We start from the raw sequence: 13407 nt of genomic DNA, 5'->3' as shown, positions 1-13407 counted from the left end.
GGGGCGCGACATCGCGAACGGCTGAAAGTCACCGGCCTATCCGACCGGCGGCGAGACCAGGCCCTCGAACAGCGGGCGAACATAGTGGTCGACCACCGTCGCCGGCTCCAGGCCGGGGGTGAAATAGTGCAGCTCGGCCGCGGCGTTGATCGCCGCGGTGATCATCTGGGAGGCGACGTTGACGTCCACGGCGGCCACCGAGCCGTCGGCGATGCCGTCGCAGAGGATCGAGGCGAAACGGTAGGAGATGCGGTCGAAGCGTTCGATCAGGCCCGTCCGGATCGACAGCGGCACCGTGGTCAGGGCCGATGTGCGCAGGAGCGGCGCGCTGCCGCCGGTCTGGTGCTCGATGAGGGCGCAGACGGTGGAGACCAGCACCTCCAGCCCCGAGCCGCCGGCCCGCTCGGCCGCATGGATCGCCCGCCACATGATGTCGAAGGTGCGCTGGAAGCAGGCCACCACCAGCTCATCCTTGGTCTCGTTGTGGTGGTAGAACGCGCCCTTGCTGACGTTCAGCTTCGACGAGATCCGCTCGACCGAGGCGCCGTGGTAACCCTCGTCGTTGATCAGGCCGGTCGCCGCGCGCAGGAACAGCTCCGACGACGAGGTGGCGCTGACGCCCCCCTCCGGCGCCAGGCACAGCGGGCGCGCCGTGGGCCAGCCGCTGGCCGGCCCGATCAGCCCATGGGCCAGGATCGCCACCACCCGCTGGGCGGTCCGCGGATAATCCGCCGCCTCCACCTGGCGCCGCCAAGCCGGGATCCAGAACACCTGCGAAAGCAGCATGTGCGCCCGCGCGTTGCGGTGCAGGCGCGGCAACACCTGCGGCGCGGCCAGCAGGCCGCGGAAGCGCCGGAACATCTCCACATAGGCCGCGTTGACCGGCGCGCTGTTGAGCGCGCGCACGTCGTTGAACACCGGGAACGGGTCGGCCTCGCCCTGGTCGACCTGGCGGGCATGGTCGAAATAGGCGTGGATGAAGGCCGCGAGCCGCCCCTCGTCGCTGGCCCCGCCCGCGCTGGCGGCGATCAGCTCCTCATAGGCCAGCAGGCCCTTCAGGAAGGCGGCGGCGGCCAGCTCCTCCTTGTTGCGGAAGTAATAGATGACCCCGGTGGGCACCAGGTCGAGGCGGGCGGCCACGTCGCCCAGGGTCATGCCGCGCACGCCATTGCGGTTCAGCTCTTCGACCGCCGAGCGGACGATGGCGCTGCGCTTGGCCTCGTAGCGGCGGGTCGGAACGCGGCGTTCGGCCCGACTGTCGGACGGCGCCCCATCGTCAACGGTTGTCCCCATCACCCTGTCTTAGCGAACTTCGGATCGCATCTCCATCCGTCAGCGTGTTGTCCTACCGGCTCGGTCACGGTTACCTGCGCACGGCGTGGTGTGGAGGACGACGATGCTGCTTCAGGGATTGAAGGTCGTGGAGATGTCGACCTGGGTCGCCGGCCCCAGCAGCGCGGCGGTGATGGCCGACTGGGGCGCCGAGGTGGTCAAGGTGGAGAGCCCGGCCGGCGACGCCACCCGCGCCTTCCAGCCCGACACCGCCGAGAGCCCCGGCAATCCGATCTTCACCAACGAGAACCGCGGCAAGAAGGGAGTGATGCTGGACATCGCCCGGCCGGCCGGCCGCGAGGCGCTCAAGACCCTGCTGCGCCAGGCCGACATCTTCGTCACCAATGTCCGGCCCGGATCGATGAAGCGGCTGGGGCTGGACTATGCGAGCCTGAAGGCCGAGTGCCCGCGGCTGATCTATGCCGCCGTCACCGGATATGGCCTGACCGGGCCGGCGGCCGACGTCCCGGCCTTCGACATCACCGCCTTCTGGACCCACAGCGGCGTCGCCCGCGCGATGATCCCGACGGACCAGGAGCCCTTCCCGTCCCGCCCCGGGTTCGGCGATCACGTGACGGCGATCTCGACGGTCGCGGCCATCCTGGCGGCGGTGCACGAGCGCCATTCCACCGGCCGTGGGCGGCTGGTGGAGACCAGCCTGATCCGCGCCGGCGCCTATGCCATCAGCTGGGACCTGGCCCTGCAGCTGCGCTACGGCCAGGTGGTCACCACCCAGCCGCGCAACGACCGGCCGGTGGGCATCTCCGGCTTTTTCCGCACCGGCGACGACCGCTGGATCTGCGTGCTGCCGCGGACCCTGGACTGCTTCACCAATATGATGCTGGCCATCGACCGGCCGGAAATCCTCGCCGACCCGCGTTTCGAACTGCCGATCATGGATATCGAGATCACCCGCGAGGTGCGCGCCTTGTGCGACACGGCCTTCGCGGGGATGACCCTGGCCGAGGCGGGCGAGCGGCTGAGCGGCAACGACCTGGCCTGGGCGCCGCTCGGCACGCTGGCCGAACTGGCGGCGTCCGACATGGCCGAGGAGGCTGGCTGCTTCATCACGGTCGAGGATGGCTGGGGCGGCAGATTCCGCGCCCCCGCGGCGCCGGCCCGCTTCCCCGAAGGGGCGCCCCCGGTCGGCCGCGCCGCCCCCAAGCTGGGCGAACACACCCGCGAGGTGCTGGAGGCCGCCGGTCTGACGCCGGACGAAATCGCGGCCGTGCTTTAGCGCTCTCCTCTCCCCCCGCGAAGCGGAGAGGGAGAGGTAGGGAGAGGGTCGGCTGGGCCCCTGCGTCTCTCCCGTTGGCGACCCAAGGACCCGCAGCGGCGACATGCACGGGTCCTGGCTAGACCACCGCCGGATCACGCTTTCACGCGCCGACCCTCTCCCTCCCCTCTCCCTCTCGCTTCCCTAGGGAGAGGAGGCTTTCCAAGAGAAAGGGCCGCGCAGAGGCTGCGCGGCCCGAAGTCGAGGAAGGAGAACGCCCGAGAGGGCCTGTTCACTGTGACGCCCCCGTCACTTTCGACAATCATGGGCGGCGCCGGGGGTATGGATTGACGCCGTTCGCCCGTTCCGAGGGCAGGATCGGTCCGGGGCGCCCGTTTGCAGGGCGACCCCGGACCCTCAATCCTAGAACTGGTAGCGAAGGCTGATCTGCGCGTACCAGAGCGAGAGTGCGGTGTTGCGCGTCTTGGTGACCGTGGTCGGCACCTGCGAGTAGCGGTACCCGACGCAGGTCGGGCTGTTGCTCGCGACGGCCACACCGTTGGCGTCGGCGCAGTCGACCCGGGTCAGGGTGTTGACGTCGTTGTATTCGCCGACCAGGCCCCAGTCGTGGTTGATCATGTTGAGCAGGTTGCGGATGTCCACCTGCACCTTGAGCTTGTGGCCCTCGATCAGGGTCGGGAATTCCTGGCTGAGCTGCAGGTCGACCCGGTTAATCGGCGCGTTGGTGTTGGTGTACTTCTGCACCAGCCCGGCGGGGATGTGGAAGGTGTCCACATAGTGCCGGAACAGCGCCAGGTCGTTCGGCGTGGCGAAGGTGACCATGCCGTACCGTAGCGGGTTGGTGGCGCTGGGGCCGGCCGAGAAGTCCGGCACAAAGAGCGCCTGGGCGGTCTTGGTCACCCCGAACACCTGGCTACGGCCCGACTGGCGGTCCTGGCTGGTGAAGCCGAAGGGCCGGCCGTCCTGATGCTCGCCGAACAGCGAGATCCGGGTCTCGTTGTCCTTGTAGAACTTATGGGCGTAGCCCACCTCCATCTTGTAGCGGTTCTTGATCTCGTAGACCGAGCGGCCGGTGTAGTCGGAGTTCGGGTCCAGGAAGGCCGGGACGCTGGCGTAGAGCGAGCCGGCCGTGGTGCCGAAGAACAGGCCCGGGCCCAGGTCGTCCTGGTTCTGCCGCGCATAGCCGAACGACGCGTCGAGGCCGAAGTCCCAGCTCTTGGAGATCGTGACCCCCGCGGTCCAGGACGTGCCCTTGTTCTTGTTGGTGACGATGATGTCGTTGCTGCCGCCCAAGTTCGTCGAGGTCTTGCCCGGGGTCGTTGCGGACAGTCCGTCGTAGCGGATGCGTCCGTCCGGCAGGAACTGCTGGACGCCGTTGATCAGCAGGGGCTGGGAGCGGCTGTCGTAGTAGCTGATCTCGTGGCTGGCTTCGCTGGTGACCAGGTCGCCGGTGATCCGGATCCCATCGGTGACGCCGTGCCACAGGTCGGGCAAATCGTAGCTCACGGAGACGAAGGTCTTCCACTGGCCCGGCAGCCGGAAGCTGGGCGACAGGGCGAACACCGGGGACAGCGGCGGAACCCCGGTGGAGCCGGGCACATTGCCCTGCTGATAGGCGACCACCGCGGAACCCGGGGTCACGAACACCGTGGAGCTGCCCTGAAGGCCGTTCAATGCGGCCGCGCCAATGGCCTGGGTGAAGCCAGCGCCGGTGGTGTTGTTGGCGTCCGAGAACAGGCCTGAGGCGTTCCGCTGAATGTCGATCGTATTGGTCTGGAAGCCGTTGTTGTAGAACGGCGTGCCCGTGAGCACGTCGGGCGTGCCGCCGGCGAACAGGCCGGCCCCGCCGCTGATCTTCAGGCCGGGCTTCGGCTTCCAGTCGGCCGAGATCCGCGGCATGACCAGCCACAGCCCGTCAATGGTCTTGGTGTTGGCGTAGCCGTTGCGGGCGGTAAAGTTGGGGTTGAGCGTCGGCCGGTCGGGCTCGTTGTAGGTCTCCAACCGCACACCGGCGCTGACCCTCAGGTCGTCGGTGACGTCGACGGTGTCCTGGGCGAAGCCGGAATAGGTCCAGTAGACGCTGTCGAAGGCCGCATCGCGCGGGTTGCCGCTGATGGCGTTCTGGTAGGTCAGGCGGCTGGCCTTGCCGGCGTTGAAATCGGCCAGGGAGTCGAAATAATAGAGCCCGTGCGACTGCGGCACGAAGATGTCGAACACCTCCGCCTTGCGCGCCAGGACACCCAGTTTGAAGTGGTGGGCATTCAGGGTGTACTCCGCCAGGCCCTGGAGGCGGACCTCCTGCTCGTCCAGCGAGTTGGCGTGGCGGAACTGGTCGGGGCCGAAGCGGACCGACGAGAACCCGGCCGCGCAGCTGGTCGTCGTGGCATCCGACACCGGCGCGGTGCAGACCTGGACGTCGGCGAAATTCTGGCCGCCGGGCGGGTTCTGGCCGTTGCGGTAGTCGCGGTAAGTGGCCTTGAATGTCGTCGAGAACTGGTCGGTCCAGTTGTCGTGCAGTTCGGCGGTGACCGCGTCGTCCCGGTTGGCTTGCGTGTACCAGTGGGAGAACAGGGTCGCCGTGGTGGATCCCAGGTCGGTCCGCTGGATCGAGGACGAGGAGGCGTAGCGGTAGGTCAGGCTGGCCCGGTGCCGGTCGTTGATGTTCCAGTCGATCTTCGCCGAATACTTCTTGTCCGTAACCGGCGCCGTCAGCGGGATGCCGCCCAGGCTGTATTTGTCGGCGTAGGTCGTGTTGAAGGTGTTCACGACGCCGTCGATGGTCGACTGGGTCAGGCCGTTGGCAAACGCGTTCGGCGCGCCCGAGCCCGCCACCCCGAACAGCGTCGGGTCGATGGTGGTGTAGTTCTCGTAGCTGATCGCGAAGAACAGCTTGTCCTTGATCAGCGGGCCCGAGAGGAAGCCGCCGTAGTTGTGCTGGCTGATGACCTGCTTGACCCGCAGGCCGCTGATGTGCTTCCCGACCAGGCCCTCGTTCAGATAGTTCACGAAGGCCGTGCCGTGCAGGTCGTTGGTTCCGGAGCGCAGCACGATATTCAGCGCGCCGCCCTGGAAGTCGCCGTTCTCGACGTCGGTCGGCACGGCCGAGACCGCGAACTGCTCGATGGCGTCCAGCGTCACCGGGCCGCGGGCCGTGGTCAGGCCGCCCTGCGCCAGGCCGAACTGGTCCTGGGCCGAGACGCCATCCACCGTGATGCGGTTGAACCGGGGATTGGAGCCGGCGATCGAGATGCCGCTGGCGTTGGCGCCGGCCCGGCCCCCGGAAAGGTCCTGGGCGACCAGGATATCGCGTCGCGCCAGGTCGCGCGGATCGCGCGCGACGCTGACCACCGAGGCGATGTCCTGGCGGGAGAGCACGGTCTTGGGGCCTTGGTCGGAATTGCGCGTGGTGGTCCCGGTGACTACCAGTTCCTCGACCTCGGCCAGGTCGATGTCGATATTCTCGGTCTTGGTGACCTGCAGGAACACGCCCTTCAGCGTCTTGGTCTGCCCGGCCGAGGTGATGGTCACCGTGTACGGCCCGCCGACCCGCAGCCCGCGCAGGTCGAAATTGCCTGAGGACTGGGTCGACGTGGTGGCCCGCGTGCCCGAGGGCGTGTGCAGCAGCACGACCGCCGCGCCGCTGACCGGCGCGCCGCCGGAGGTCACGGTGCCGTGCACCGCCGAGGTGGTTTCCTGCGCATAGGCCGCGCTGGCGGTCGCCGCCGCAAGCACTGCCCACGCCGTTCCGGCGGCATACCTTCTCAAGCTCATCGAATTATTCCCCATAGTCCCCGACCCGGCCAGAAAGCGCCGACTCTCAGTGACAGTTCAATTACCCCGGATTTGCGACGGCGACCTCAAAAACTCATGACAGAACGACCACGCCCGCCGCCCTTCCAAATGCCTCAAGCCTGGGCGCCCGCGCCGCGAAAGTGCTCAGGCAGGGTGCGTCACCTGGTGCCGTACATCCGGTCGCCGGCGTCGCCCAGGCCAGGCAGGATGTAGCCGTGATCATTGAGTCTTTCGTCCACGGCGGCCGTCCAGAGGGGCACGCCGGGGTGGTGGCCCTGGAACTTCGAAATCCCCTCCGGCGAGGCCAGCAGGCAGGCCATGCGGATCGACCTCGCGCCGGCCTCCTTGAGGCGATCGACGGCGGCGATGGCGGTGTTTCCAGTCGCCAGCATGGGGTCGATGACGATCACCGTCCGCTCGGCGATATCGAGCGGCGCCTTGAAATAGTATTCCACGCAATTGAGCGTGACGGGATCGCGGTAGAGGCCGACGTGGGCCACGCGGGCGGCCGGCGCCAGGTCCAGCATCCCCTCCAGCATGCCCATCCCCGAGCGCAGGATGGCCGCGAACACCAGCTTCTTGCCGACCAGCTGCGGCGCCTGCATCGTCGCCAGCGGCGTCTCGATCTCGATCAGTTCCAGCGGCAGGTCGCGGGTGACCTCGTAGCAGAGCAGCGCCCCGATCTCCTTCAGCAGCTGGCGGAAGGTGCGGGTGGAGGTGTCCTTCTTGCGCATCAGGGTCAGCTTGTGCTGCACCAGCGGATGGTCGACGACGGTGACGCCCTGCATGGGGTTCCTCAGAAGACGGTGCCGTCGCTGATGACGGCGATGGGCGGGGACAGGTCGGGACGGAGGCTGGCGGCGATGCGCCGGCCGGCGGCCCAGGAGCCCCCCTCCAGCACGCGGCCCAGCGGGAAGGCCTTGGCGGTCACACCCAGCCGCTCGCGCACCATCGGCGCCAGCTTGTCCAACAGCGCGACGGTCAGGGATCGCCAGCCGACGACCAGGGGGCTGTCGACGGGATGGGCTATGCGGGCGTCCTCGGGATTCCTGAGCACCAGCACGCCGGTGTCCACGAAGAGGCCGCCGTTGCGGTATTCGGCCAGGCCCGTGAGCCCATCGATGTTCGTGACGGTGATGCCCGACGCCTCCAGCGGCTCGATCAGCGAATAGCTCATCCACTGCGACAGCTTGTGCAGCGGGACGAACCCCTCGACCGCGGGATGGCGCCAGCAGTCGCCCAGCGGGATGCCGCCCAGGCTGAGCCGCCCCGACCAGATCGGTCCGAGGGCCTGCAGCAGCACCTCCAGAATCACCGGCGCCGGCAGCCGGCCATTGTCGGCATGGCGGGCCATGATGTCGAACAGGGCGCCGGGCCGGCCGACCGCCTCGCCCAGGCGGCGCAGCAGGGCTGCGCGGCCCTCCAGCCCGACCAGGGGGTTGGCGTCAGTCACCTGGAAGGCCCTGGCGATCGTCGCCGCGTCGACCTGGCCCAGAGCGTCGGCGCGCAGGGGGTCGCCGGGGTCGGACGACAGGGCGCCAGACTCGAACAGCCGCAGGGAGGCCACGCCGAGGCCCTCCGACCGCCCGAGCACCGCGCCGGTCGCCGTGTCGTGGTAGCGCCAGGTCGCCCCGGCGCCGGCGTCCAGCAGCACCGAGGGGATAACCAGGTCGAAGGCTGCCCGGCCCTGCGCTGTCGGGTCGGTGGGCTTGTCCGCCTCGGCCCACAGATCGCGCCCGGCGGCCGTGAAGTGCCGCCAGCGGGCGTGGAAGGGGACGTTGAGGTCGGGATAGTTCAGCCGCACCGTCTCGACCGTCAGGTCGGCCGCCGCCTCCAGCCGTAAGAGGTCGATCCGCCAGTCCGCCAGCCGGCCGTCGAGGGCGATGGCGAGGAGTTCGTGCGCGCGACGCCGCACCGCGGCGGCGGAGAGAAGCGCGCGGGCCGCCTGTTCGTCCGAATTCGTCACCTTGATCCCAAAAACTGGCTCGCCATCCCCGGCACAAGGCCGGGGATGGCGATCGAGAATGAAAAGCGCTTTTGCGCAGCCTAGAATTCCTTCAGGTCACGCCCGACCACGCGAGCCAGCGCTTCCTCGCTCGGCGCGCCCTGTGGCGTGAAATAGCCGGCCGCCTTCTTGGCCTCCATCTCCACGCTGGCGTCTTCGGGGACCAGGTTGTCGGGGATCGGCACGCGCTCGCCGATCTCGATCCTGCCGGCCACCAAGGCGTCGTACTTCATATTGGACATGGAGACGAAGCGGTCGATCCGGCGGATGCCCAGCCAGTGGATGATGTCGGGCATCAGCTGCTGGAAGCGGGCGTCCTGCACCCCGGCCACGCATTCGGTGCGCTCGAAGTAGGTGGCCGCCTGGTCGCCGCCCGGCTGGCGCTTCCTGGCATTGTAGACCAGGAACTTGGTCACCTCGCCCAGCGCCCGGCCTTCCTTGCGATTGTAGACGATCAGGCCCGTGCCGCCCTGCTGCGCCTGGCGCGTCGCCTCCTCGATCCCGTGGGTCAGGTAGGGCCGGCAGGTACAGATATCGGAGCCGAACACGTCCGAGCCGTTGCACTCGTCGTGGACGCGGCAGGTGAGCGGCACGGACCGGTCGCCCAGCTTGGTGGCGTCGCCGAAGATATAGAGCGTGATCCCGCCGATCGGCGGCAGGAACACCTGCAGGTCGGGCCGGGTGACCAGCTCCGGATACATGCCGCCGGTCTGTTCGAAGAGGGTGCGGCGCAGCTGCTGCTCGTCGACCCCGAACCGGGCGGCCACGCCGGGCAGATGCCAGACCGGGTCGATGGCGGCCTTGGTGACGGCGACGTCGCCGGTCTCATGCAGGACCGTGCCGTCGGCGACCAGCCGGCCGGACCGCATGGCCTCGGCGATCTCCGGCAGGGTGATCCGCGCCTTGGTGACGGCGATCGAGGGCCGGATATCCACGCCCTCGGCGATCTCGGGGGCGAAGTCCTCGGCGATCCGCGCGCCCCAGGGGTCCAGCGAGACGATCTTGCCGGGCTCGCTCCACTGCGGGTGCGGGCCGACCGGGGTGACCGGATAGGTGTTGTGCAGCTCGGGCCGGACCAGCGGGTCCATGGCCCCGGAGGCCACCGCGAGCGCGCGATAGATGGAATACGCCCCGCCGTGCGCGCCGATAGCATTGCGGTCGGGGCCGGCGTTGGCCGTGGCGACCACCGGGCCGCGCTCGCGGGCGGTGGGCGCGTCCCACCTGATCGGGAAGCGGTTGGTCTCGCCCGCGCCCGGGTGCGAGGTGAGGCGGATATGCGATGTCCTGTTGCCGGACATGGACGAGCAAACCTCCAGAGTCGAAAAGGCCCCGCGCGGGCTCGCCGGCGCAGGGCCTTTGATCCCGGAGCATGATCCTAGGCGCTTGAGATGGCAAGAATCTCTGAAGGGAGACCGCGCGACGGCGCCCAAAACTTGGGCGCCCGGCGTTGACGGGGCGGCTCGCCTCAGCGTTGTCTGGACACCTCGTGCGACCGCCTCAGGGTGTGCCGGTGATTCAGGGGCCTGCGTCTCTTCCGGAACTGACCGTCCTGCAACGCGCCCGCGGCGCGGGGCGCATCGCCGTGGTCGCCGATGGGCCGACCACCCGGCTGGCGCGGCTGTATCAGGACGGCTGCGGCAAGATCCGCCTGCCGCGCGACGCCAGCGCCCAGGGGCTGGAGGCGGTGCTGATCAATTCCTCCGGCGGCCTGACCGGCGGCGACCGGATGGCCTGGACGGCCGAGGTCGGGGCCGGCGCGCAGCTGACGCTGTCCACCCAGGCCTGCGAAAAGGTCTACCGGGCGCGCGACGGCGTGGCCGAGCAGCGGGTCGCGGTGACCGTGGGCGATGGCGCGCGGCTGGACTGGCTGCCGCAGGAGACCATCCTGTTCGACGGCGGCGCGCTCAGCCGGCGGCTGGAGGCGGACCTGGGCGAAGGCGCGGAACTGCTGGCCGTGGAGGCCGTCGTGCTCGGCCGCACGGCGATGGGCGAGACGGTGCGCGTGGGCGCCCTGCACGACCGCTGGCGCATCCGCCGCGCGGGCCGGTTGGTGTTCGCCGACGACCTGCGGCTGGATGGGCCGATCGCCGAGGTGACCGCCAAGGCGCCGATGCTGGCCGGCGGCCGGGCCTTCGCTTCGATGCTGCTGCTGGCGGACGACGGGCAGCGGCTGTTGGCCCCGCTCCGTGCCGCGTTGGGTCCAACCGGCGGGGCCAGCGCCTTCGACGGCAAGCTGTTCGCCCGAGTGGTCGCCGCGGACGGGTTCGCCCTGCGCCAGGCCCTGCTCCCGGCGCTGGAGGTGCTGCGCGACGGCCGTCCCCTACCCCGCGTCTGGAGGACCTGAGTTGAACCTGACGCCGCGCGAAAAGGACAAGCTGCTGGTCGCCATGGCCGCCCTTGTGGCGCGCAACCGGCTGGCCCGCGGCGTGAAGCTGAACCACCCCGAGGCCATCGCCCTGATCACCGACTTCGTGGTCGAGGGCGCCCGCGACGGCCGCGCGGTCTCCGAGCTGATGGAGGCCGGCGCGCACGTGGTCGGTCGCGCCCAGGTCATGGAGGGCATCGCCGACATGATCCACGACGTCCAGGTCGAAGCCACCTTTCCCGACGGCACCAAGCTGGTGACCGTCCACCACCCGATCCGCTGAGGACTATGCGATGCACTTCACACGGCCTCCACGCCCCCTCCACCACTTCGTGGTTCCCCTCCCCCGCTTCGCGGGTGAGGAACTGAGTGGCTATAGTTCCTCCCCCGCCTGCGGGGGAGGGCGACCCGAAGGGTGGAGGGGGTGCTGGGGCCGCACAGCATTCGGGATCGCGCCCGCCGCCCTGATCGCCACCCCCGCCCTCGCCCACCCAGGCCACCACGAGCACATGACCGTGGCGCAGGCCATGCATCACCTGGCGACCCAGCCGGACCACCAGATCGCCTTCGCCGGCCTAGTTGTCGCCATCCTGGCCGGCGGCTGGTTCTGGATCCGGGCCACGGCCCGCAAATGATCCCGGGCGAGGTCATCACCGCCCCGGGCGACATCGAGCTGAACGCCGGGCAGCCGACCACGACCCTGCGCGTGGCCAACACCGGCGACCGGCCGATCCAGGTGGGCAGCCACTATCATTTCTTCGAGACCAACCCGGCGCTGCGCTTCGACCGCGCAGCCGCGCGCGGCCAGCGGCTGGACATCGCGGCCGGCACCGCCGTGCGCTTCGAGCCCGGCCAGGAGCGCGAGGTGACCCTCGTGCCGCTGCTGGGCGCGCGCATCGTCTATGGCTTCCGGCAAGACGTGATGGGTCCCCTCTGATGGAACACGCCTGATGGCTCGCATCAGCCGCGCCGCCTATGCCGACATGTTCGGCCCGACCACCGGCGACCGCGTACGGCTGGCCGACACCGACCTGTTCATCGAGGTCGAGCAGGACTTCACGATCTATGGCGAGGAGGTGAAGTTCGGCGGCGGCAAGGTGATCCGCGACGGGATGGGCCAGTCCCAGGCGACCCGCGCCTCCGGCACGGCCGACACCGTCATCACCAACGCCCTGATCGTCGACCACTGGGGGATCGTGAAGGCCGACGTGGGCCTGCGCGACGGCCGCATCCTGGCCATCGGCAAGGCCGGCAATCCGGACGTCCAGCCCGGCGTCACCATCGTCATCGGCCCCGGCACCGAGGTGATCGCCGGCGAGGGCAAGATCCTGACCGCCGGCGGCATGGACGCGCACATCCACTTCATCTGCCCGCAGCAGATCGAAGAGGCGCTGATGGCCGGCATGACCACCATGCTGGGCGGCGGCACGGGCCCCGCCACCGGCACCAACGCCACCACCTGCACGCCCGGCGCCTGGCACCTGCAGCGGATGATCGAGGCGGCCGAGGCGTTCCCGATGAACCTGGGCTTCTCCGGCAAGGGCAACGCCGCCCGGCCCGAGGCGCTGGTGGAGCAGGTCGCGGCGGGCGCCTGCGCGCTGAAGCTGCACGAGGACTGGGGCACGACGCCGGCCACGATCGACTGCGCGCTCAGCGTCTGCGACGACCACGACGTCCAGTGCATGATCCACACCGACACCTTGAACGAGAGCGGCTTCGTCGAGGACACGATCGCCGCCTTCAAGGGCCGCACCATCCACGCCTTCCACACCGAGGGCGCCGGCGGCGGCCACGCGCCGGACATCCTCAAGGTGGCGGGGCTGGCCAATGTCATCCCCTCGTCCACCAACCCGACCCGGCCCTACACCAGGAACACCCTGGCCGAGCATCTCGACATGCTGATGGTCTGCCACCACCTGGACCCGTCAATCCCGGAGGACGTGGCCTTCGCCGAGAGCCGGATCCGCAAGGAGACCATCGCCGCCGAGGACATCCTGCACGACCTGGGGGCGCTTTCGATCATCTCGTCCGACAGCCAGGCCATGGGCCGGGTCGGCGAGGTGGCGATCCGCACCTGGCAGACCGCCGACAAGATGAAGAAGCAGCGCGGCTCGCTGCCCGGCGACGGCGCCGCCGACAACAACCGGGTCAAGCGCTACATCGCCAAATACACCATCAACCCGGCCATCGCCCACGGCATGAGCGCCCACATCGGCTCGGTGGAGCCCGGCAAGCGCGCCGACCTGGTGCTGTGGAGCCCGGCCTTCTTCGGGGTGAAGCCGGACCTGGTGATCCTGGGCGGCAGCATCGCGGCGGCGCCCATGGGCGATCCCAACGCCTCGATCCCGACGCCGCAGCCGGTACACTACCGGCCGATGTTCGGGGCCTATGGCCGGGCGCTGACCCGGTCGTCTGTCGTGTTCACCTCGGGCCTCGCCATCGAGCGCGGGCTACCGGCGGCGCTGGGCCTGCAGAAGGAGATGGTGGCGGTGAGCAACACCCGCGGCGGCCTCACCAAGGCCTCGATGATCCACAACTCGGCGACGCCGGTGATCGAGGTCGACCCGGAGACCTACGAAGTCCGCGCCGACGGCGAGATCCTGACGTGCGAACCCGCCGATGTGCTGCCGATGGCGCAGAGGTATTTTCTGTTTTGATGCGCACTCACCCACTCCA

At 69.3% G+C, this 13407-nt stretch carries 11 protein-coding genes; 6 read left to right on the top strand and 5 right to left on the bottom strand.

Annotated features, from left to right (window positions below; genetic code table 11):
• Window positions 1-36 precede the first annotated feature (36 nt).
• Window positions 37-1293, bottom strand: coding sequence for a TetR/AcrR family transcriptional regulator (locus Q0R13_RS09740; protein ID WP_293903067.1), 1257 nt, complete (start codon window positions 1291-1293; stop codon window positions 37-39).
• 103 nt (window positions 1294-1396) lie between these two features.
• On the opposite strand from Q0R13_RS09740, the gene Q0R13_RS09735 reads away from it, so the two are divergent.
• Window positions 1397-2569, top strand: coding sequence for a CoA transferase (locus tag Q0R13_RS09735; RefSeq protein ID WP_293903064.1), 1173 nt, complete (start codon window positions 1397-1399; stop codon window positions 2567-2569).
• Window positions 2570-2971: 402 nt separating this feature from the next.
• Here Q0R13_RS09735 and Q0R13_RS09730 read toward each other — a convergent pair whose 3' ends face one another.
• From Q0R13_RS09730 to Q0R13_RS09715, 4 genes are all read right to left on the bottom strand, one after another.
• Window positions 2972-6340, bottom strand: coding sequence for a carboxypeptidase regulatory-like domain-containing protein (locus tag Q0R13_RS09730; protein WP_293903061.1), 3369 nt, complete (start codon window positions 6338-6340; stop codon window positions 2972-2974).
• A 179-nt stretch (window positions 6341-6519) separates the two neighbouring features.
• Complete coding sequence (upp, locus tag Q0R13_RS09725) at window positions 6520-7149, bottom strand: uracil phosphoribosyltransferase (protein WP_293903058.1); 630 nt, start codon at window positions 7147-7149, stop codon at window positions 6520-6522.
• Between the two features lie 8 nt (window positions 7150-7157).
• Window positions 7158-8327: a DUF1688 family protein gene (locus Q0R13_RS09720; RefSeq protein ID WP_293903055.1), complete on the bottom strand. Its 1170-nt coding sequence runs from the start codon at window positions 8325-8327 to the stop codon at window positions 7158-7160.
• Between the two features lie 80 nt (window positions 8328-8407).
• The gene (locus Q0R13_RS09715; protein WP_293903052.1) at window positions 8408-9664 is read right to left on the bottom strand and encodes a GTP cyclohydrolase II; all 1257 of its coding nucleotides are present in this window, start codon (window positions 9662-9664) and stop codon (window positions 8408-8410) included.
• 212 nt (window positions 9665-9876) lie between these two features.
• On the opposite strand from Q0R13_RS09715, the gene Q0R13_RS09710 reads away from it, so the two are divergent.
• From Q0R13_RS09710 to ureC, 5 genes are all read left to right on the top strand, one after another.
• Window positions 9877-10710 (top strand): urease accessory protein UreD, encoded by an 834-nt coding sequence (locus Q0R13_RS09710; RefSeq protein ID WP_293903049.1) that lies wholly within the window; start codon window positions 9877-9879, stop codon window positions 10708-10710.
• 1 nt (window position 10711) lies between these two features.
• Window positions 10712-11014 carry an urease subunit gamma gene (locus Q0R13_RS09705; protein WP_293903046.1) on the top strand — a complete coding sequence of 101 codons (303 nt, stop codon included), beginning with the start codon at window positions 10712-10714 and terminating at the stop codon, window positions 11012-11014.
• A 226-nt stretch (window positions 11015-11240) separates the two neighbouring features.
• Window positions 11241-11366 (top strand): hypothetical protein, encoded by a 126-nt coding sequence (locus Q0R13_RS09700; protein WP_293903043.1) that lies wholly within the window; start codon window positions 11241-11243, stop codon window positions 11364-11366.
• Window positions 11363-11668, top strand: coding sequence for an urease subunit beta (locus tag Q0R13_RS09695; protein ID WP_293903040.1), 306 nt, complete (start codon window positions 11363-11365; stop codon window positions 11666-11668). Before Q0R13_RS09700 ends, Q0R13_RS09695 begins: the two co-directional genes overlap by 4 nt.
• Window positions 11669-11681: 13 nt before the next feature.
• Window positions 11682-13388 (top strand): urease subunit alpha, encoded by a 1707-nt coding sequence (gene ureC, locus Q0R13_RS09690; RefSeq protein ID WP_293903037.1) that lies wholly within the window; start codon window positions 11682-11684, stop codon window positions 13386-13388.
• Window positions 13389-13407: the final 19 nt, after the last annotated feature.

The organism is Phenylobacterium sp. (assembly GCF_025351295.1).
Classification (GTDB): domain Bacteria; phylum Pseudomonadota; class Alphaproteobacteria; order Caulobacterales; family Caulobacteraceae; genus Phenylobacterium.
The sequence above is the reverse complement of the archived record's forward strand: the minus strand, read 5'-3'. Positions and strand labels throughout refer to the sequence as shown.

Bases quoted from the DNA above. Each gene is read 5' to 3' on its own strand.
- Q0R13_RS09740 (WP_293903067.1), bottom strand. From the start codon at position 1,293: ATGGGGACAACCGTTGACGATGGGGCGCCGTCCGACAGTCGGGCCGAA.
- Q0R13_RS09735 (WP_293903064.1), top strand. From the start codon at position 1,397: ATGCTGCTTCAGGGATTGAAGGTCGTGGAGATGTCGACCTGGGTCGCC.
- Q0R13_RS09730 (WP_293903061.1), bottom strand. From the start codon at position 6,340: ATGAGCTTGAGAAGGTATGCCGCCGGAACGGCGTGGGCAGTGCTTGCG.
- upp (WP_293903058.1), bottom strand. From the start codon at position 7,149: ATGCAGGGCGTCACCGTCGTCGACCATCCGCTGGTGCAGCACAAGCTG.
- Q0R13_RS09715 (WP_293903052.1), bottom strand. From the start codon at position 9,664: ATGTCCGGCAACAGGACATCGCATATCCGCCTCACCTCGCACCCGGGC.
- Q0R13_RS09700 (WP_293903043.1), top strand. From the start codon at position 11,241: ATGACCGTGGCGCAGGCCATGCATCACCTGGCGACCCAGCCGGACCAC.
- Q0R13_RS09695 (WP_293903040.1), top strand. From the start codon at position 11,363: ATGATCCCGGGCGAGGTCATCACCGCCCCGGGCGACATCGAGCTGAAC.
- ureC (WP_293903037.1), top strand. From the start codon at position 11,682: ATGGCTCGCATCAGCCGCGCCGCCTATGCCGACATGTTCGGCCCGACC.